Source organism: Mesorhizobium sp. M1B.F.Ca.ET.045.04.1.1, from assembly GCF_003952465.1.
Classification (GTDB): Bacteria; Pseudomonadota; Alphaproteobacteria; order Rhizobiales; family Rhizobiaceae; genus Mesorhizobium; species Mesorhizobium shonense.
In genome coordinates, this window is sequence record NZ_CP034448.1 from 1,394,843 (window position 1) to 1,415,511 (window position 20,669).

16 protein-coding genes and 3 pseudogenes are annotated in these 20,669 nt (G+C 57.9%); 16 read left to right on the forward strand and 3 right to left on the reverse strand.

Annotation, left to right across the window (positions count from 1 at the left end; genetic code table 11):
• Positions 1–67 precede the first annotated feature (67 nt).
• The 9 genes and pseudogenes from EJ071_RS06855 (at position 68) to EJ071_RS06895 (ending at position 5,344) form a co-directional block, all read left to right on the forward strand.
• On the forward strand, positions 68–226 hold the full coding sequence (locus tag EJ071_RS06855; protein ID WP_224571204.1) for a CCE_0567 family metalloprotein: 159 nt from the start codon (positions 68–70) through the stop codon (positions 224–226).
• Positions 223–537: pseudogene (gene fdxB, locus EJ071_RS06860) on the forward strand (ferredoxin III, nif-specific). The gene EJ071_RS06855 and the pseudogene fdxB (EJ071_RS06860) overlap by 4 nt, the downstream one beginning before the upstream one ends.
• Positions 538–616: 79 nt before the next feature.
• Positions 617–808 (forward strand): exopolysaccharide production repressor protein, encoded by a 192-nt coding sequence (locus EJ071_RS39225; RefSeq protein ID WP_127230899.1) that lies wholly within the window; start codon positions 617–619, stop codon positions 806–808.
• 236 nt (positions 809–1,044) lie between these two features.
• Positions 1,045–2,058: a 1-aminocyclopropane-1-carboxylate deaminase gene (locus EJ071_RS06870; RefSeq protein ID WP_024505903.1), complete on the forward strand. Its 1,014-nt coding sequence runs from the start codon at positions 1,045–1,047 to the stop codon at positions 2,056–2,058.
• 599 nt (positions 2,059–2,657) lie between these two features.
• The gene (locus EJ071_RS06875) at positions 2,658–3,815 is read left to right on the forward strand and encodes a TlpA disulfide reductase family protein (protein WP_126097328.1); all 1,158 of its coding nucleotides are present in this window, start codon (positions 2,658–2,660) and stop codon (positions 3,813–3,815) included.
• 324 nt (positions 3,816–4,139) lie between these two features.
• A complete protein-coding gene (locus EJ071_RS06880; protein ID WP_126097329.1) occupies positions 4,140–4,577 on the forward strand; it encodes a DUF269 domain-containing protein in 438 nt (145 codons plus the stop codon).
• Between the two features lie 46 nt (positions 4,578–4,623).
• Positions 4,624–4,827 (forward strand): CCE_0567 family metalloprotein, encoded by a 204-nt coding sequence (locus EJ071_RS06885; protein WP_063169367.1) that lies wholly within the window; start codon positions 4,624–4,626, stop codon positions 4,825–4,827.
• Positions 4,824–5,141 carry a ferredoxin III, nif-specific gene (fdxB, locus tag EJ071_RS06890; protein ID WP_174800308.1) on the forward strand — a complete coding sequence of 106 codons (318 nt, stop codon included), beginning with the start codon at positions 4,824–4,826 and terminating at the stop codon, positions 5,139–5,141. Before EJ071_RS06885 ends, fdxB (EJ071_RS06890) begins: the two co-directional genes overlap by 4 nt.
• Positions 5,138–5,344 (forward strand): exopolysaccharide production repressor protein, encoded by a 207-nt coding sequence (locus tag EJ071_RS06895; protein ID WP_126097330.1) that lies wholly within the window; start codon positions 5,138–5,140, stop codon positions 5,342–5,344. The genes fdxB (EJ071_RS06890) and EJ071_RS06895 overlap by 4 nt, the downstream gene beginning before the upstream one ends.
• Positions 5,345–5,920: 576 nt before the next feature.
• Here the strand turns inward: EJ071_RS06895 and EJ071_RS06900 are convergent.
• Positions 5,921–7,723, reverse strand: a complete 1,803-nt coding sequence (locus EJ071_RS06900; RefSeq protein ID WP_126097331.1) for an ABC transporter ATP-binding protein — start codon at positions 7,721–7,723, stop codon at positions 5,921–5,923.
• A 637-nt stretch (positions 7,724–8,360) separates the two neighbouring features.
• On the opposite strand from EJ071_RS06900, the gene EJ071_RS06905 reads away from it, so the two are divergent.
• Positions 8,361–9,107: a LuxR family transcriptional regulator gene (locus EJ071_RS06905; protein WP_126097332.1), complete on the forward strand. Its 747-nt coding sequence runs from the start codon at positions 8,361–8,363 to the stop codon at positions 9,105–9,107.
• Between the two features lie 16 nt (positions 9,108–9,123).
• On the opposite strand, the pseudogene EJ071_RS06910 reads toward EJ071_RS06905, so the two are convergent.
• A pseudogene (locus tag EJ071_RS06910) lies at positions 9,124–9,359 on the reverse strand (transposase); the annotation flags it as partial.
• Positions 9,360–10,077: 718 nt separating this feature from the next.
• Between EJ071_RS06910 and EJ071_RS06915 the strand changes: the two are divergent.
• The 3 genes from EJ071_RS06915 to EJ071_RS06925 all read left to right on the forward strand — a co-directional run bounded on the left by EJ071_RS06915 (position 10,078) and on the right by EJ071_RS06925 (position 13,937).
• Positions 10,078–10,794: an SPASM domain-containing protein gene (locus EJ071_RS06915; RefSeq protein ID WP_224571099.1), complete on the forward strand. Its 717-nt coding sequence runs from the start codon at positions 10,078–10,080 to the stop codon at positions 10,792–10,794.
• A gap of 1,054 nt (positions 10,795–11,848) precedes the next feature.
• Positions 11,849–13,105: a diaminobutyrate--2-oxoglutarate transaminase gene (ectB, locus tag EJ071_RS06920; RefSeq protein ID WP_126097333.1), complete on the forward strand. Its 1,257-nt coding sequence runs from the start codon at positions 11,849–11,851 to the stop codon at positions 13,103–13,105.
• Positions 13,098–13,937, forward strand: a complete 840-nt coding sequence (locus tag EJ071_RS06925; protein ID WP_126097334.1) for a hypothetical protein — start codon at positions 13,098–13,100, stop codon at positions 13,935–13,937. Before ectB ends, EJ071_RS06925 begins: the two co-directional genes overlap by 8 nt.
• A gap of 1,921 nt (positions 13,938–15,858) precedes the next feature.
• Here the strand turns inward: EJ071_RS06925 and EJ071_RS06935 are convergent.
• Entirely contained in the window at positions 15,859–17,136 is a 1,278-nt protein-coding gene (locus EJ071_RS06935; protein WP_126097335.1) for a 4-aminobutyrate--2-oxoglutarate transaminase, read from the reverse strand.
• Between the two features lie 812 nt (positions 17,137–17,948).
• Here EJ071_RS06935 and EJ071_RS39230 point away from each other — a divergent pair.
• From EJ071_RS39230 to EJ071_RS06945, 3 genes and pseudogenes are all read left to right on the forward strand, one after another.
• Positions 17,949–18,299: pseudogene (locus EJ071_RS39230) on the forward strand (IS21 family transposase); the annotation flags it as partial.
• A gap of 11 nt (positions 18,300–18,310) precedes the next feature.
• A complete protein-coding gene (locus EJ071_RS39990) occupies positions 18,311–18,613 on the forward strand; it encodes an ATP-binding protein (protein WP_281058896.1) in 303 nt (100 codons plus the stop codon).
• Positions 18,614–18,803: 190 nt separating this feature from the next.
• A complete protein-coding gene (locus EJ071_RS06945; RefSeq protein ID WP_126097336.1) occupies positions 18,804–20,444 on the forward strand; it encodes an acetolactate synthase large subunit in 1,641 nt (546 codons plus the stop codon).
• The last annotated feature ends 225 nt before the right edge of the window (positions 20,445–20,669 follow it).

The window sequence follows — 20,669 nt, forward strand, 5'->3', positions numbered from 1 at the left end:
ACCATTGTTCCAGGAAGGATCTATGTCAGACCTAAATAGGATGAGGAAAAAAGTCTGAAAGCTCCAGTTGCGTGCAGCTATTGCCAAGATGGCATTGCAGGACCTCGTCGAGGGTCTGCCGGGCAAGTGGGCCGACATACAGGAAGTCGCCGAGAAAACCCAAGCCGTTTATGCCGAGTTGGATGTTGCCAAGAGAGAACTCGCTTCAATGAAGAATTTAGGATGATGCGCACATTCACCACCCGTGACGGCTCCATTTGGATGCCGCCGTACCTGACCTCCATCGATAGCAAATCTGCATCGGCTGCTGCCGTTGTTTCAAGGTCTGCTCGCGCGATGTCATGCATCTTCACGGCGTTGATGATGCGGGTGAAATCCTCGCCCCTGCGATGACGAGGCGACGATTTCGACGGCAAGCTCAATCGCATGATCATGGTTGTCGATGATGCCGGCCGCTGCATAGGCTGCGGAGCCTGCGGCCGCGTCTGCCCCAAGAACTGCCAGACGCATGTTGCGGCCGACGAGCTCGCAACATGATCTGGCGAAAACCAGGGGAGCGGCGTGCACTTCATCTTTTTGTCGGCTCGTGGGGCTGGTCCTGTGCAGCAATGCGTCGATGGTTTACTTCGCTTTGGATTCGCTCCGTGTGGCAGTCGTCACGACGCTGGCCTGTTCGCTGCTGCTTCAGGCCGGCTACTTCGGCCGCGTGCTCTTTCTGATCTGGCAGTCCTCTAGCCGCGCTCGTGGAACTCGCCACAGGGGCCAGCATGCCGATGGTTACAGGAAAGCTCGGGTACCAGTCGTCTGACTCTGATCAACTGCGGAATGCAATTTTCAGCTGTGTCCCGGCTTGGTCGAATGCCCAGCATGTGCTGCTGCTTTGATGCGCGGATGACAGGATCAGTGCTCAGACCCACACCAATTTTGGTCACCCTCTGATGACTGAGCTGATCGTATAGGGAATCTGTGTTCGGCTAACACGCGACCATACCCCTGGGCTGACCGGTGCGTAGCAGGTTCAGGTACTTTTTTGCTGGAGATAGCATGCTGGAAAAATTCGAACGTTATCCGCTCACCTTTGGACCCACGCCGATCGAGAGGCTCGACCGCCTCGGCAAGCATCTGGGCGACAAGGTGGAAATCTACGTCAAACGCGAGGACTGCAACTCCGGTCTCGCGTTCGGCGGAAACAAGCTGCGCAAGCTCGAATACATTGTGCCCGACGCGATCGCGTCAGATGCCGATACGCTCGTCACAATCGGTGGCGTGCAGTCCAACCATACGCGCATGGTCGCTGCGGTCGCCGCCAAGATCGGCATGAAATGCCTCCTGGTCCAGGAGAGCTGGGTCCCACATGATGATGCTGTCTACGACCGGGTCGGCAATATCCTCTTGAGCCGCATCATGGGGGCAGAGGTGCGCCTGGTTGACGAGGGCTTTGACATCGGCATCCGCCGCAGCTGGGAAAAGGCACTTTATGAAGTCAAGGCAAGGGGCGGCAGGCCATATGCGATACCTGCCGGCGCCTCTGTCCACAAATACGGCGGCCTGGGCTATGTGGGGTTCGCTGAGGAGGTGCGTGCCCAGGAAGAGCAGCTTGGGTTTGCCTTCGACTATATCGTCGTCTGTACGGTGACTGGTTCAACCCACGGCGGCATGCTCGTCGGGTTCGCCAAGGATGGTCGACAGCGCAACGTGATCGGTATCGATGCCTCCGCCATGCCCGCCAAGACCAAGGCGCAGGTGCTTGGCATCGCCCAAAATACAGCGAAGCTCGTCCACCTCGGAGCGGAAATTGTCGAGGCAGACGTGGTGTTGTTCATGGACTACGCGTACCCGGGTTATGGCGTTCCATCGGAGGAAACCAAAGAGGCAATCCGTTTGTGCGCGCGGCTCGAGGGCATGATTACGGACCCCGTTTACGAGGGCAAATCGATGCAAGGGATGATCGACCTCGTCCAGAGGGGCTTCTTTCCACAGGGATCGAGGGTCCTCTACGCACATCTAGGCGGCGCACCGGCGATCAACGGGTACGGCTACACCTTTCGCAACGGCTGACGTTCGGCAGTCTGCGATTCCGCGGTCGCGCTCGAACGTGGGTAGGTAGCGTCGTTCGAGCGCTTGGCTGGAGAAGTGGAGGCAGCGACGGGCATCCACTAATTGGTACCATTACGTGCTGTCGGTGCTCAACGCCACGCGCATTGAGCGCATGCCGCCGTTGGCAACCGCGAGGCGAATTTTGACTCCGGGGCAAGAATCCACACGCGGCGGTGGCGGCACGAGGACCAAGCCGGCGAGTTCGCGCTTTCGAACTGGCGCCAAACTGCCACTGCTCGAGGACCGAGGCCAGTCTAATCACAGGCGAGCCGTCCAAGCTCTCAAGAGTGATAGGGCGAAACCCGACAGCGGCAGAAGACATGTCGGGTTCACGACAATCGGCCGCATTTGGCCTCGTGGAGAATTTCAAAGCATTTCCCGCCGCTTACCGGAGCTGAGGGAATTGGCACCTCCGTTGCAGCTTGATGTGCGGCAACACGGTGAGAGCTTCGCTGAAGCAAGCCAGAGGGAGCGATGCCCTCGAGACCGTGTCCGATTTTGACTGGAAAATATTCCGCGACAAAAGAGACGAAAGGTGTGGAATGACTTTGGACACCAAGATGGAACTGCGTATGGGGTCCCCGGCTCCTGCGATCAAAGTGGAGAACTGGCTGCGTGGCGAGCCCCTCACGAACTTTCGGCCCGGCAAGGTCTACCTCGTTGAGTTTTGGGCGACTTGGTGCGGACCATGTGTCGACGCCATGCCCCATTTGATCGAACTGCAGGAGAAATATGAAGGCAGCGGATTTGAGGCGGTCGGAGTTGCCGCCTGCGAACAGGGTCCTACCGCAGACGAGGCGCGGACCAACGTGGATGCCTGGCTGACCGAGGAGTTCCCGAATCTGAATTATCGTATCGGGTTCGATTACATTGGCGAAATGAACAAGCTCTGGATGGATCCCAGCTCTTCGATTGGGATTCCCACCTCGTTCGTGGTCGACCGCGACGGCCACATCGCTTTTATCGGCCACCCGGCGGAACTCGATGACGTTTTGCCGAAAGTCCTTAACGGCAGCTGGCGCAGCAGCTATGAAGCGAAAGCCGCCGATGCAAAGCGCATCGCGCATAACCAACTTGCAGCGCGCGAAATGTCGCTTACCGGGCCGATATACGCCAAACTTGAGCCGGCGATGCAGGCCGAGAATTGGACGGCGGCGCTCTTGGCCATCGAAGAAGGCCTCGCCTTGATGCCAGACTCTTGTGAGTTCCGGCAGATTCATGCGGATCTTCTGCTTCACAAGCTGCGCGACATCAAGACCGGCATGCCGGTCATGCGAGAATTGGTCGAGGACGCGATCGACAAAACGTCCGACGCGGTGTCGTGGATGGCCTTGGCCCTCAACCAACTCTTCGATCCCACGATGGACAATTCCCATCTTCCGCGCGCGGAGCGCTTTGCGATGGGCAACGAGCTCTCGGAACAGATACTGGCACTCAATCCCCCGAACGGCGATGGCCCGTTTAAGTACCTCCGGTACCTCCCGGTAGCTCAGTATTATTACGAGAGCGGCAACAAAGATCGCGCAATCGAGTTGATCGAGGTGGCACTGAAATCGGTGGACCGGCTGGGGCCAATTCCGGACCACACCAAACAGTACTATCTTACCCCATTGCTCGAAGCACTGGCCAACTACACGGGTGAGCCTGCCTGTCACGCGGATCTTTGTGTGGCTCCGCAAAAGAAGGCACCCGAAACTCAAAACGCAGTCACTTCCTGAGCAAGAATCGCGAAGGGACTGACAATTGGAATTGAACACTGGCCAATCCGCCCATCGAGGCTCTCTTCGCAGCAAGTATGTCGATGCAGCAGGGCGGCGGCTTGCGGCAGGTTGGATTTCAATTGCGTTGACCACCGGTCGGATCGCGGCGCAGACAATGTGCGCCGCGAATTCGCGCCGCAGGTCTCGCACTCGTGGACATGTCGAGGTCGGCCACGGGGCACTCTTGGGGTTGGCCCGCCCAAGCCATTCGTCGGCCACGCAAGCCGACCCGGAGTGGGCATCGCAGGAAAAGGAAATCGTACCTCGAAGACGAAGACTGAAATGACGAACAACGAAATTCCTCCGGTTGGCCCTGCTGTCCACAAGGACGACGAGGCCCTTGCTTCCCCGTTCGTCAAATGCCTCCTGCGGCTCATTCGTACTCAGGATTCCTTCGGCTTATGGGAAGGCCATTCGGATGCCGAGCTGCTGGCCGAGTTCATCATCACCAAGCAACAGCAACGTGCGGTACCCTTTGGCGGCGATCCCGATCCTGACGCGCTGTGGAGGCTCGACATGTTTTACACCGCCGTAGCGCTTGCGATCGAGGAGCGCTCCGGCGTGTCGACGTCGCCGACAATAGAAATGAAACCCGTGGGGGCTTCCAGCGGTTGGGCGTTCTGTCGAGACGTCCACCGGTTCGGCTTCGAGACTTTCCGCAAACTTGCTGAGGCCGGTACGAAACTGGTCGACGATGCGACTGCAGCCATTGAAGCCTAGCCCGAGATGGAGCGCATCAACAAAACCATTGTTCCAGGAAGGATCTATGTCAGACCTAGATAAGATGAGGAAGAAAGTCCGAAAGCTCCAGTTGCGTGCAGCTATTGCCAAGATGGCATTGCAGGACCTTGTCGAGGGTCTGCCGGGCAAGTGGGCCGACATACAGGAAGTCGCCGAGAAAACCCAAGCCGTTTATGCCGAGTTGGATGTTGCCAAGAGAGAACTCGCTTCAATGAAGAATTTAGGATGATGCGCACATTCACCACCCGTGACGGCTCCATTTGGATGCCGTCGTACCTGACCTCCATCGATAGCAAGACCTGCATCGGCTGCTGCCGTTGTTTCAAGGTCTGCTCGCGCGATGTCATGCATCTTCACGGCGTTGATGATGCGGGTGAAATCCTCGGCCCCTGCGATGACGAGGACGACGATTTCGACGGCAAGCTCAATCGCATGATCATGGTTGTCGATGATGCCGGCCGCTGCATCGGCTGCGGAGCCTGCGGCCGCGTCTGCCCCAAGAACTGCCAGACGCATGTTGCGGCCGACGAGCTCGCAACATGATCTGGCGAAAACCAGGAGAACGGCGTTGCACTTCATCTTTTTGTCGGCTCGTGGGGCTGGTCCTGTGCAGCAATGCGTCGATGGTTTACTTCGCTTTGGATTCGCTCCGTGTGGCAGTCGTCACGACGCTGGCCTGTTCGCTGCTGCTTCAGGCCGACTACTTCGGCTGCGTGCTCTTTTTCGCGGACGTCGATGATCTGTAGAACTGTTCATTCGCTCCGCAGAGGGCCGGCGAATCCAATCTCTTCCTAAGCCCGTTGGCCGTAATCGAAAGACACGAGGCCGGCGAGTTCGTGCTCAGCTGCCACAGTGCTAGCAAGGGAACGGAATCCAATCCCGGAGCAGATGGCGAGAGTTGAGCGAAGACTGCGGTCGGAGCTCCTGCGCTTCCGGGTCTCCAAGGGGACGACTGTGCGAACCGAAGGGACTTTGAAGCGTTGACGTGGCCGGCGTGCGGTAGGTTGGGCCAGCGACAGGGCTCCCAGCCGGCCTGTGCTGACTTCGCTTCCTTTGGCGAAATGTGGGTAACGGCGAGGGCCGCACTCTTCCCGGGCCGTCGACATTCCCGCCCTTTTGGTGCGTGCGCCGTTAGGCGCGACAATTCGGTGCCCGCGTGTAACTGCGCGCATTCGCCGAAGCTTAGACGTGGTGCATTCCCGCTCGCCCGTTTGGCGGACAGTTCCGGCCGTGCTTGTTTTGCCGGCCTAACGCCCGCCGCTCGTCACTGCCACACCCCTCTCCGGCAACGGCTCGGCGCATCGCGCAAGCCGGTTTAGCGATCAGGCCAGGCCCTTCGCGAGTTCCAACGCCTGCCGTTCGAAGAGGCGGCGGTAAATGCCACCATCGAGATTGATCAGGGCGGCATGATCGCCGTCCTCCATGATGCGGCCACGGTCGAAGACGAGCAGCCGATCGAGCGAGCGGACGGTCGACAGCCGGTGTGCGATGACGAGTGTGGTTCGACCCACCATCAACCGATCCACCGCTTGTTGAATGAGCACCTCGGATTCCGAATCGAGGCTCGATGTGGCCTCGTCCAGAATCAGGATCGGCGCGTTCGCGAGGAAGGCGCGCGCGATCGCCACGCGCTGGCGCTCGCCGCCGGAGAGCTTCAAACCCCTTTCGCCGACCAATGTCCCATAGCCCTTCGGCAGGGGCGCGATGAATTCGTGGGCACTTGCCAGCCGTGCCGCTTGCTCGATCTCGGCCTGGCTCGCGCCAGGCCGGCCATAGGCGATGTTCTCGGCAAGCGACCTGTGAAACAGGATCGGCTCCTGCTGCACGATCGCGATCTGCGAACGAAGGGACTCTTGGGTCACCTCGGAGACGTCCTGACCGTCTATCAGGATCCGGCCGCCGCTCAGGTCGTAGAGTCTCTGGATCAGCTTCACGAATGTTGTCTTGCCGGAACCGGAGGGTCCAACCAACCCAACCCTTTCGCCAGCTTCAATCGACAGCGAACATTCGCTATAGAGCGGCAGGGGATGGTTGGCGTAGCGGAAGTGGACGTTCTCGAAATCGATACGGCCGTTCGTGATCCGGATCGGCTTGGCCTCTGGACGATCGGCAACATCCACCTTCTGATTGTGGATGGCCACCAGTTCTTCCATATCATTAACCGAGTGCTGCACGTTGCGGACATGCATGCCGGCATCACGCAGATAGCCCTGCAGGACGATGAAGGACGTGAGAACATATGCTATCTCGCCCGGCGTTGCCTGTCCATGCGACCACAGAAGCAGGGCATATCCGACCACCGCCACCCTGAGCGCAACCAAAGTTACGCCTTGGGTTGAGCCGATGATCGTTCCGCGCACCCAGCTCCGGCGCGCGCGGTGCCGCCATTTCGTCATGATATTTGCAAGCCGCTCGTCTTCGCGAACCTCTGCGCCGAAGCCCTTGACCACAGCGTTGCAACTGACCGCGTCCGCAAGCGCGCCGCTGAGCCTTGTGTCCCATCGGTTGGCAAGGCTCGCCGCTGGCGCGACATAGCCGAGCGACAGCGAAATCGAAAACGCAAGGTAGACGAGAGAGCCGCAAGCAAAGATCACGCCCATGACCGGCCAGTGCCAGCCGAGCAGCACCGTCGAGCCGATCAAGATGACAAACGACGGGAGCAGCGTGACGAGTATCGTGCTGTTGAGGAGGTCGAGCGCCCACATGCCGCGCGTTATCTTGCGCACTGTCGAGCCGGCGAAGCTGTTTGCATGCCAGTCTGTCGAAAAACGCTGCACATGATGGAACGCTTCGGTCGCGACATCGGAAATCATTTTCAACACCAGGTCGTTCAGGCCAATTAAGGCGACGTGGCGCATGGCAATGGAACCGAGTGCCAATGCAATCGGTACAGAGAATGCTGCAACAGCTGAATCCGAAGCTGGTGCTGCCGCATTAGCAGCACGAGAAACAGCGTCGATGAGTCGGCCAGAATAGAGCGGCATCAACACGTCAGCCAGCGTGGAGGCGAGCATCGCGGTCATGATGATCGCGAGCCGGGCCGGCTGCCTGTTCCAGAGGCGAACAGTGAAGGCGAAAACGTCGCGACAAGTGGCGCCGCGCCCATGGACGGGGAAACGTCTCATAGTTTCCAAGCGGGCGCATCAACACGCTCGGTCCCAAAGACGATAAAAGACAAAACTGGAATTTCGACCTCCCCCATAACAGCATCAATTTTGGCGGGCAGCTCTTGCCGCCTCACGACGGTGAGTTCAAAAGTCGTGCCAACTGAGCGGGAACATCCGAAGGACAAATTCAGCAGGTTACCGAGCCTGGAGAAAGTCAGCCGCCATCCAGTCGAATACGATTGCTACGGCTGCTCAACTCGGGAGATTGGAAAAGAAGGTCGATGTATCGATTGAATTTTGAGCTTGTTCTTGCCTCGATCAAATAAGTACAGTTGCAATGCAGCTTTCTCAGGCCCGGCACTTAGGTGCTGATTTCAAAAGCGCGCCGCGAATACTTTCCTGCCCATATTCCGTCAATCGAATGCTCGACTGTCGGATTGTGCGCTCCCCGACACAGTGCTGTCGGTTCGCCTCCTGGGTACCTCCCCCGTCGATTGACGACCTGAAGGAGAAGCTTCGCTCGCAAGCTGGCACGACTCTTGAGGGTACTCCAGGTGGCGGAAGGAACTCCGGCTCGAGTCCCGTTGACTTCGGATGTTGCGAGGCTGGGTTGGAGCAAACTGTGCACCAATGAGAACGCAATGAAGGAGACATCATGGAACTCCGGCGGATTGCGGTGGAGTTAGACCTATTCCTCAAGATGACTGATGATGTCGCTCAATCCGAACAGTTGTTCGAACTGTTGTCTGCGTTTGCGCTGAATTTCGATTGCCCGTGGATTGCCTATGGGCCGCTCGCATCAGAGAGGGCTTTCAAGCCGAACCGAGAGGGTTCTGTGGTGATGTGGAATTATCCCGCTGAATGGCAGGAGCGCTACTCGAGAATGGGCTATGCCAAAATAGACCCCCTCATCAAGAAAGGTCGAAAGGAGGCGGGACCCTTTCGATGGAGCGAGGTGTATACTGATGAAAACATAACTGAAGATGGACGCCGCGTCTTGGACGAAGCAGCAACATTCGGCTTGAGGTCAGGCGTTACCGTCCCATTACATGGCCCTGGTGGCAGCTTTAGGTTTGTGAGTTTTGCTCAATCCTCGGACTGCGAATTGCAGAATAGAGCGATCACCTACCTGCAAATGGCCGCGCTGCGGTTTCATCGGATGGTTACGAAGTTCGACACTACGACTGCGTCGGAACGAGCTCATAACCTGTCTCCGAGAGAAATAGAGTGCATTGATTTGGTGTCACAAGGAAAATCATCTTGGGAAATAGGAACTATTTTAGGCAGATCACGAAATACGATAGATTTCCATTTAAAAAATGTAATGCGGAAGTTGGATGCGACCAGCAGAACGGTAGCTGTTGTAAAAGCTTTGAACCTTGGGATTATCGAACCGCCGTAGGTGCGCAGCTAGTTCTCCGCCCGTAGTAGCGCGCGTGATAGCCGAGACGCTCCGGCGTGCGCTCGCTCTTCGAAGCACCCAGCGCCTCGTCCATCTCGGCCTCGAGCACCTCCTGCATCACGGCGCGAATCACCTCGTGCAATCCATCCGGCTTCGAAAGCAAAATGTCGTTGACGCTGCTATGGCGGATTTATCTTCAGGCTTGGTCCTGGTGGCGATGCTGAGTTCGCTTCGCTGAGATTGGGCGGTCATGACAGGGTGGTGTTCAATGTCACCGATTCCTGGAAGAAACTACCATCCGTATTAAGCGACTGACGATGAGTGATGTGTGTCCAAAATCTGACAGCTGTCAGAAAACATGTCGGGTTCAATACAGCGGAGCGTCTTAGCTCTGTCGGGCTTTTCGAAGCCTATCTCGCAGTAACTGCGCGCCAGGCGCACTAGCTCGGCCTTTGCTGGTCGATGTGCGGCAATATAGTGTGAGGGCTGACCCGCATGAGAACACGGAACTCGCTCGATGAAGGATGATCGACGGCATCCAGAAAGCTTCTCTCCGGCGGGTTCGAGGGTGCTGCGCGCGCATCTCGGCGACGGGCCAGCGACCAACGGTTGAGGCTACATCTCCGGAGCGAGTGATGCCTCGAAAGATGCAATGCTGTCTCTGGTCCGACGCGCTGGAAGTTTGTGAAGGTCGGCCCGGCAAGTCGGTGAACCGGGCGGCTTAGGCTGCCAAAAAGGGTAGATGTCTGCGTTGCCTCGGTAGATCAGCAGGCGGTATCAGAAAGCCAAAGGCACACGCACACCATCGTGGCGCTTCGCAGGAAGTAGATGGGAGTAATCACCAGTGATTTTACCGGAACTTCGCTCAGCAAACACAGCCGGCAGGGTTTTGGAGATAACGACGACCACGGGATGCGTCGTAGGATGTTCATATTGTCCCCAGGACAAGTTCGCGGTCCGGCAAAGAAAAGTGTCTCATGCGAGTCATCTGGATCTTGAAGATTTCAAGCGGTGTCTGGCCCGCGTACCGACTTCCGTCGACATTGGTTTTGCGGGATACTCCGAACCTTGGCTCAATCCGGACTGTACCGAAATGGTGGAGCACGCCTTCGCCAAAGGCCATGGCATCAGGATTTTTACGACGCTGGTGGGAATGAACGGGCAGGACCTGCAACGATTGCAAGCCTTGCGCTTGGGCGTATTCGTGGTCCATGTTTTCGATGACGGCACCTACATGAACAGCCGCCTGGTCGGAGACAAGTATCGCGATCTGGTTCGTCAACTCGTCGACGCGGACATCCCCTTGATCCGATTCGTGGCCTTGGGCGAGCCCCACCCAGATATAGCCGACATTATTCCTACCGAAGCCCTGATAAAAGCGCGGCCGGTGAGCAGTAGGGGTGGAAGCGTCGACCCTAAGATCGTTGCACCACGTCAGCCAGTGGTCGGAGCCCTAACCTGCGTGGACGCACGACAGTATCGGAATGTTCTTCTTCCAAACGGCGACGTTACCCTGTGCTCTATGGATTTTGAACGGCGTCACGTATTGGGCAACCTTCTATATGAGGGTTACTCCGCTCTGTTTGAAAAGCCAGTTTTTCGCGAAATCGTCGACCGCATGAATGGAGCAGATGGTTTTCTGCTTTGCAGGATGTGTGAATTCGCCGACCCAAACGACCGGACCTGAGTGCATGCCGGCCGAGAGGGCGTGCCTGGCAGTGCGGATGGCCCCACGACAGATGCACCTGCCCGCGACGCCATCGTGTTTTCACGTTACGCCAGTATGTTCCTGTAGGCGCGGCAGTGGGTCTCGAGCATTTCGGAGACGAGCTCATCGAAAGGTCTTCGCCTTCCAACCGAGCTTGTCGGCCTGCCTAGCTTGAGGTAACGCCGATCACAGGTCAACCATCGGTCGGATGGAAACAGTGTTAGTCGATCCCGATCAGAGCTTGATTGCTTACTCACGGCTCACCTCGTCAACGCCTTCACCCTCCCGGACGATCTCCTTTTCGACTCGCCTGAAGGCAGCAGCCCAGCTGCGGCCGGGGATGGTTGCCGTCGCGGTAGTGGACGTTCTCGAAACCGATGCGGCCCTTCGCCAGCGCGTCTCCCGGTTGCTTCCGCCTGGCCTACGAACGGGCTTTCCGTCAAGGGGGTCCACGGCGGCCCCGCCCTCTTGATCCGGCGGCTCGGGCCAGTCATCGCGCAAGAGATCGGAATCCGCATTCTTCTCAAAGAGAGCGTGGCTTTCGCTGTGTCATCGGTCATCAAATAGTTTCTTGAATCAGGTTGGTGTCCGCAGCCCGAGGTTGAACGGCGAATATTGATGACCGCCGCGAAGCCGCTCGCTCGCTACGGCGCTATTGAGGGGGCGCGCTCGCGAGCGGCTTCGCTACCGCCGAGCTACACAACCTCTGGCGACGCGACCCTGCTAATCGTCCTTGGACTCATTCATTGTCCGGAGGCGCTATGGGTAGCGATGGGTGGGTACGTCAACTACCTGATGCCATAGTATCGGTGCTTTCGCGGAAGCTATAGAAGCCATCTTGTTGGAGCACATTCTCTGAAGGCATCCGAATGGAGGGCAACGCAACCCAACAATATTCGATGAGGATCCCGGCATCACCAGACCAACGAAAGCTTCGGTATTCTGCTTCAATGTTAAACGGCGAACATCTGCCGCAAACCACTAGCCATTAAACAGCTCTCTTCTTTGAACGACTATGTGCAGAGGACTTAATATGAACGGCGACGCTTTCACGGCTCATGAATCTAACGTTCGTCGTTATTGCCGGGCGTTCCCCACCGTCTTTACGAAGGCCCTTGGGGCGACGATCTGGGACGAGACGGGTAAGCCCTTTATCGATTTCCTGGTGGGTTCCGGCGCACTCAATTACGGGCACAACAATCCGGATATTATGGCGCCAGCGATTGAATATCTCGTCGGTGAGAACATTCTTCTGTCGCTTGATATGCATACGGCGGCAAAGCGTGACTTCATTGAAGGGTTCGTCGATTGGATCCTGAAACCCAGAGGCCTTTCGTACAAGATTCAGTTTCCTGGGCCGACCGGCACGAACGCCAACGAAGCGGCGCTCGCGCTGGCGCGAAAATGCACCGGCCGCTCGAGCGTCATGGCCTTTACGAATGCGTTTCACGGGATGTCGCTCGGCTCTCTGGCGGTGTCGGGTTCGGCCTCAACCAGGGAACAGGGAGGCGTTGCTCGCCACGATGTGATCCGTGTTCCCTATGACGGTTATCCGAGCCAAGCATTCGATTCCGTCAGCTACATCGACTGCATTTTGAGTGACCCGGGGAGCGGCATAGAAAAGCCTGCCGCAATCATTCTGGAGATCATCCAGGCAGAAGGCGGCATGAACGCCGCATCCACGGCTTGGCTCACGGAAATTCAGCGAATTTGCCGCACGCACGGCATTGTTTTTATCGTCGACGACATTCAGGCGGGTGCGGGCCGAACTGGCGATTTCTTCTCATTCGAGTCCGCGAAAATCGAACCGGATATTGTGTGTCTTTCTAAGTCGCTAAGCGGTTCAGGTAGTCCGTTGTCCATCGTTCTGATTCGACCCGACTTGGACATATGGAAGCCCGGAGAGCATAGCGGGACCTTCAGAGGCAACAATTTCGCCTTCGTGACGGCAGGAGCCATGTGCAAGATGTGGTCGGATAGGAAATTTACTGCAGGTGTCGAGCGGACAGCCCTCAGGCTGCAAACGCACCTCGATCGCTTGGTTGCGAAATTTCCAAGATACATCGAACAGAAGCGCGGCCGCGGTCTGATGGCCGGCTTGAAATGCCGTTCACCGGCACTTGTCGGCCGCGTGCACGATGTCGCATTCGAAAATGGCCTTCTTATCGAATCCTCGGGGCCAAATCGCGACGTTATCAAAGTCCTCCCGCCGATAACCATCACCGATGCCGAACTCGATCGTGGCATCACCATCCTTGACCACGCACTACAGGAGCAGGACAATGCCTAGTCAGATATCTCAAGTGCCAGCCATCTCCCCGGTTTCGATCAGAGAACGGATTGGCTCGATCAACACTGCGGAGATCATCTCGGTCCTGAAAGGTGAGCTCACCGCTCTGCACATCAAGCAAGCTTTCAGCACCGAAGTAGCCGAGAAGATCACCACGAACTTTGTTGGTAGTGCCGGTCTCAAGGAGCGTAACGATGGGGTGCCCGGACAATATGTCGGCGCATCACACTACAGGAAGGATGCAGCCACTTATTTTGCAGATGCGGAAGCTGCGCGACCTTACGTCAACGCCCTTTTTGGGAATTTGGTTGACCCAGTCCGAGCCGTATTCGGCGCGTTGAAGCGCGAGCTTCACAGCCAGGGTATCGAATTGCGGCTCGCCCGTTCGGAACGCGGCAAGGCCAATGTCTGTCGCGCCCTCAGTTGGACTGGCACAGGCATGTTTTCTTTGGCCCCCCACGACGATGTCGCTCAAGTCCTATGGGCTGGTAACGATTACGAGCTTTCTGCGGTGGCGCACAATACCGTCGCAGCGCTCAACTTTTATCCCAGTATGCCCGAGGAAGGTGGCAATCTTCGCCTCTGGAGCCATAAGCCGAACGTCGCCGACCGAAAGTCGCAGGATGTGGAGACAACAGGATATCCCTATTCGGCAGCCTATCTTGAAGCCGTTCCTTGCCGCGAGATCCAGCTCAAGGCCGGCGATATCGCCCTGATCGATGGCGGCTTCGTTCACGGGGTTACCGGTCAACCGGGCAACGGAAAGCGTCGCGTGCTGCTGAATTGCTTTTTCGGATTTGCGCGGCCTGATCTTGTTCTCTGGTGGACCTGAGGGGCTGCCGACAGCGGCCCACTGTTTTTGCCGACAGTGAAGTCATCAACTGCTTCATAGGATGCCCCTAGTCAAAGGCCCTTCGGACATCCGGCCGGGAAACTCATTCCTTGCAGATGAACTCGCAGGTCGTGGGGCCTTTGAGGGTCTTGGGCCTGTGACCTTGCCCCTCTGATCTAATCCGGGTTGAAATTCGCTCTGGCCATCCGGGAGGATCAGGGCAAGGAGCGCAGCCGCTTGTCTGAAGAGCACATCATCAGAGTTTTGAAGGAACATAAGGCCGGGTGTCGGTTGCCGATCTGTGCGCCGCCAAGCACGTGGTCAGCGACGCCTCGATTTACAACTGAAAGGCCCGCTTCGGTGGATGGATGCTCGAGCTCCGCAGGATGCGCGGCTGAAGCGGCTTCGCCATGTTCGACCATGCCTCATTGAAGGATCTTATGGGAAAGGATGTATGGTCTGCCCCGCTGATGCAAGGGTTCGTGACATCGTCGACGACGATTCCAGTCGCATAAATGTATCCTCTCGCGAGTGGACTGCTGTTGCAGCCGCGCACGCCGTTCCCAGAAATGGTTCGGGCACGAGCCCGTTTTTTTCACAGGGCTTATGGCATGCTGATCCACGGCTCCGGCTGGGTCCATGACTATTCCCGAGCCTTGCAATCAACCGCAAGCGTTAGGTGAAAGCAGGGTCCCTGCGTTCTGACGATACGCACCGTCTTGGCGGCAAAGGCAACAACGGCCTTGTTCGGGTGCATCCGGCTCTGAAGACCATCAAGCCAGCATTCAGCCGATCCCGGTGTTCGATCCAGATGACGGAAGCACGATCGCGCGCCATGAACGAGAAGTTTGCGAACATAGCGGTTCCCGTTGCTTGATCATACCGAGGAGCTTCGGCTTGCCCCGGTCGAGTGTTCCCGCGGGTTAAGGCCAGCCATGCGGGCAATTAGCGAGCCTTCTGGAACTGGCGCCCGCTGCCGCCGGCCGCCGGCCGTGGCTCCGAGTGCCAATTCCCGGAATCGTCATGAGCCGGCGGGCAACATCCTCTCGATCTGCGATCGCAGGGTCTCCCTCTGTCACCTCGCTGATACGCTGCTCCAACCGCCGCAGGTCCGCGGAAAGGTCCGTCTGCGCATTGCCGGCGAGAGATAATTCGACACGTCGTCGAGCACCTGCGATAGGTCCAGCTTGAACAGACCCGCTCCCTGTCCCAGTGCTATGCCGTACTCCAAGCAGAATGCTCGCATCTGGTTGATAAGACGCGTTCGCGTGAGGACCATCTGGTCGCGCACGCGATACGAAGCGTTGAGATCAGTTTGCTCCTCGGGGCAGACCGCATTGTCGGCCGCGTGCGGCTTCGGCGATGGCCTCGGCCTCGATGATGTCGCTTTTGTTCGACTGAACGCGGGCTTCGCAAACTGTGCCGGGATCAGGCGCACATTTGTGCCACAGCGCCTGTAGCTTCCTGACGATCCATTGTGATCCAGCGCAAGGTTCATTGCCACCACAGCAGGCGCCGCCCGCTCAAAAAACTCAGCAACGTATCGCGCCGGAAACGAATTCGCTGGACGGGCTCGCAGTCAGGGGCAACGTCACCTGCGGCGAAGTTGTAGACTGCGGGTTAAGTCGGCAAGATGCCGACGCAGGTTGGCCAGTTCGAACGGAATCAAATGGCTATTTGCGACTTGCGCCATCCTATTTTCTTGGTCCAAACCTTTTGCGCCGGACGGGCGGCTTCGATGGCGCGAGCAGTTCCCACGTCGCTTCTTGTCCCCCGGCGCTAGATCCCCGGTCGGTGGTTGGTGACGTTCAAATGTTCTTCCGTTAACGCACTGCGTACCACTCGCCCGCTATCATCGCCTTGTCGGCAGCATTGAGGGCTGCCTAAGCCTGGAAGAACTCGTATCAGAACTTTCGCGCGGTCAGACCTCCTGAGCACATGCGCGCAATGTTTCTTCGAGGATGTCGAGTGCTTCGGCAAATACTGAGTCCTCGATAGTGATCGGGGGGAGGAAGCGGATGACGTTTCCATAAACGCCGCAGATCAGGAGGATGAGGCCCCTCTCGAGCGCCTTCTCGCGGACACTATTCGTGAATTCTACACTAGGTTTTCTTGAGCCGGGGACCGTGAACTCGATCGCATTCATGAGACCCATACCACGGATGTCGGCGATCTGCGGAACGACATCCTTCAGCGATTGCAGCCGCCGTTTCAGGCGTACGCCGAGTTGTTCGGCGCGGTGGCACAAACCCTCTTCTTCGATCACGTCGAGGACAGCATTTCCCGCGGCGATGCCGATCGGGCTGCCACCATAAGTGCCACCTAGGCCGCCCGGTCCCGGTGCATCCATAATCTCGGCCCGACCGGTGACAGCTGCTATAGGAAATCCGCCGCCGAGACCCTTGGCCATGGTGGTGATGTCCGGAAAGACACCGAAGTGCTCCATGGCGAAGAGCTTACCGGTTCGGGCAAACCCGGTCTGTACTTCGTCTGCGATCAACAGGATGCCGTGTTTGTCAGCGATTGCGCGCAGCTGATCCATGAATGCACACGGCACTTCATAAAAGCCGCCTTCGCCCTGCACTGGCTCTACGATAAACGCAGCGACGCGGTCGGGATCAACATCAGCCTTGAAAAGCTTGTCGAGCACGGAGAGCGATTCGTTGATCGTGGTGCCATGGAACTCTATGGGGAATGGGACGTGGAAGACGTCGGGCACCATCGGCCCGAAACCGGCCTTGTAGGGCTGGACCTTCCCGGTCAACGTCATACCCATGAAGGTGCGGCCGTGGAAGGCGCCGGTGAAGGCGATGATCGCGCTGCGGTTTGTAGAGGCGCGGGCGATCTTGACGGCGTTCTCGACGGCTTCAGCGCCGGTTGTGACGAAGAGCGTTTTCTTTTTGAAGTTGCCAGGCACGGCGTCATTCAACCGTTCAGCGAGCCGGACGTAGTTCTCATAAGGCACGACCTGATGGCAAGTATGCGTGAAGCGGTCGAGTTGGTCTTTCACCGCTGCAACGACCTTTGGATGACGATGGCCGGTGTTGACTACTGCTATGCCTGCGGCGAAATCGATATAACGCCGTCCCTCCACGTTCCAGATTTCGGCATTGAGCGCCTTGTCGGCATAAACCTGTGTAGTCACGCCGACCCCGCGGGCGATCGCATCGGACCTGCGAGCCGCAATATCAGTATTCATAAAAAAAACCTCAAAAGTGATTGCGCAAACAAAGACGCCCCCGATATGCGATCATTCCGAGGATCATAACGCTTTCGACGGCGAGACGGTCCTGATCTGGATCAAGAGGCCCCCAAGATTCTGACGAACTGAGTCTCCTCTTGGGTGCTAGTCAGCTATTGGCCACCTTAGCAACGAAAGGACTGACACGCTCACCCTTGCTGCGAAAGATGCTCGTGAACGGCGAGCCATCGACCTTGTCAACTTCGGATTCAATCGTCCTCACGCTCAAGACTGCGCACTTTGATGCAGTGGCGGGGAATGGGGGGTCGCTAAATGAGTGGCCGATCTTTCTCAAACACGGTGCTCCTGCTGCAGCACTCTTCCACTCCTCTCCTGAAGCGAGCAAGTGGTATCCTGTTCGAGAGCGGCTTATGGAACATAAGGAGGCGCATCAGCTCCACTGCATATACTCCGAGCTCGCGCAGGAGCAAGCGTCTACGCTCTGATATTGTCGGGTTATCGACTGTGTCGGACATGAGCCACTCAGCGTCATCAGCGCGATCGCATTTTCTTAAATCATTTTCTCTTTGGCACGAGATATGCGGAGCTATTCGGAAACGCGCTGAGGCACGGACCGAGGAGACAATCACCCCATGATGACCGCTCGACCGATATGCGGTCTCCGCCGTGAAAACCGGGTCTCCCGAGCCGGCAAGCCGGCGGGCGGCCGGGTATTTCTCTTGCAGCGGCGGCGGACTTCTGAACCTGCGGCAAGAAGCGTCGGCTGGACGATTTGCTGCGGGAGCCTTTCTTCCGCCATGACAACGCCGGGTTGCTCGCGTCGGCTGCATATCCGTCCCTCGCTTCGGAAGCGCCAGACGGAGTGGTTCGAGAGGATGCAAGTAGCCTTCCCTCGCTTCGGCGGGTCCGACTGTACGAAGGCGCTGGTCGAACATCAAGATGCGGCGACGCTGGAGGTGGGGTTCAACATGCGGCTGCACACTATTTGGCCCCTACGCTGCGGGTTGTGCGCCTCTCCGGGCGTACGAAAGGGAGGGGCGAATGCGGGTCGGCTCCGTCAAGCACAATGCGATAGCCGGCCGCCAGTTCGAGAGCTGGACGGCCTTCGAGGCGCATCTGGACCGGTGGATGCGCGGATTGCCGATCAGCGTGTGCATGGCGCCTGACTTGAATGAGTGGGTGGTCAATCCTCATCACCTCCAATCGCTGCGTTGTCGAATGGGGCGGTGCGTTTAGCGGTCCTGTGGTGGCAACCGCGATCCTTGATCGCTTGCTCGATTATTCCATAGTGATTCCCTTCGCGGTTACAGCTACCCGCTTCGTCAAAGCGTCGTTCCGGCCTATTGCAGAAGGCCGGAACGACGCTCAACACCAATTAAAACTGCAAACCAATGAGAGGGTGACCGTGCAAAACATGAGGAGGCGCCCATGCTCATCGCACGTCCCTCCTTCAATGCTGGGCGAAGGGTACTGAATGTTCATGTACCAGAAGAGGGGGCCAAACTGAAGAGCGCGTTAAGTTTGGTTGTGCCGCCCCCGTGTTGCTTCGACCCGGTTCACCCCACCGGCGCAGCAGTTCAGAGTGGGCACAAGTCGCTATTCGCAAACCGCTTGGAAGGTCAGCTCAGAGTGGCTGGTTAAAACGTTAGCCGAGGACGACACCAATGAACGGCGCCGAATTGCTTGTATCTGCACTTGAAAACGAGAACGTTCGGCAGATCTTCGGCGTTCCCGGAGAAGAGAATCTCGACGTTGTTGAAGCACTACGGCATTCCTCGATCAAACTAGTGGTGACGCGCCACGAGCAGGCGGCATCGTTCATGGCGGCTACGCATGGGCGGCTTACCGGAAAGCCCGGTGTCTGTCTGGCTACGCTCGGTCCCGGCGCGCTGAATCTCACGACGGGCGCAGCCTACGCCCTGCTCGGCGCGATGCCCATGATCATGATCACCGGGCAGAAGTGCATACGCAGCCGGACCCAGGCGCGATTCCAAATCGTGGACATGGTCTCGACCATGACGCCGCTGACCAAGATGGCGCGCCAGATTGTCGACCCAGCGACAATTCCGACCATCGTGAGTGAAGCCTTTCGGGTAGCGCAACAGGAGCGGCCAGGGCCGGTCCATCTCGAACTCCCGGAAGATATCGCAGCCGAGAAACTGGCCGTGGTCCCACCGATGGTGCCGCCCCATTTGATCAACCCGCCCGTTGCGGCCAAGGAGGCGTTGGATAGTGCGGCAGAGCTCATCCTGAAGGCCGAGCGGCCGCTGGTGATGTTGGGTGCAGCCGCAAACAGACCGCGCCTGACTGCGGAGCTGTCGGACTTCGTGAGGCGCCTGCAAATTCCGTTCTTCAACACGCAAATGGGTAAAGGCGCGGTATCGGGCGGGTCCCGACTGTACGTGGGCACGGCCGCTTTATCGGAGCGGGATTACGTGCATCGGGCAATCGATCGCGCCGATCTCGTCATCTCGATCGGCCATGACACCGTCGAAAAACCTCCTTTTCTGATGAGGCTGAAAGGGCCGGCCGTCCTCCATGTGGGTTATCTACCGGCGACGGTAGACGAGGTATTCTTCGCATGTGCAGAGGTGGTGGGCGATATTGGACCGAGCCTGAGATTGCTTGCCGACCGCCTCGAGGGAAGGCTGCCCAACGCCGGTGCGCTACTCGGGCTGCGTGAGGGGATCCTGACCAGGATCGCCGACCGGGCGAAGGAAAGCCGGTACCCCCTAACGCCGCAGCGAATCGTGCACGACGTGCGTCAGGTTATGCCTGAGGACGGAATCGTCTGCCTCGACAACGGAATGTACAAGATTTGGTTCGCTCGCAACTACCGCACCCGGGTAGCCAACACGCTTCTCCTCGATAATGCGCTCGCCACCATGGGCGCAGGGCTGCCTTCAGCAATCGTTGCCGCGATGCTCTGTCCGGAACGTCGCGTTCTCGCTATATGCGGCGACGGCGGCTTCATGATGAACTCGCAGGAACTGGAGACGGCGATCCGCCTCGGACATCGGCTGGTCGTGCTCATCCTACAGGACGACGCTTATGGGATGATCCGCTGGAAACAGGCTGTAAATAGCTACAGCGATTTCGGCATGACCTTCGGCAATCCCGATTTTGTCGCTTATGCCAAGGCCTACGGCATCGAAGGCAGACGAATCGAAGGCCCCAACGATCTCGCGCCGACGCTCGAAGCGGCATTTGCGGCGGGCGGTATCCATCTTATCAGCACGCCGGTGGATTATTCGGAAAACATGCGGGTCCTAGTCGACGAATTATCCAGTCAGAAAGACATCTGAGATCCTTTTTGATTGGGTCGTTGTCCCCAAGGTGCTCCTGCACTTTTTCGGACGTCCACGGGTCACTTGTTTCTCTTCGCCGTGGCGCTTGGGCGGCCACATGACGGGATCAGGGAGACGTCTCGATCTGGTTCACGACTGGTTTGGCAGGTTCAGGACACTCAACTAGGTGTTTAGATGGGGTATTCGGCTTTGTCCCACGTCTTGAACGGGTGTTTGAGGTGC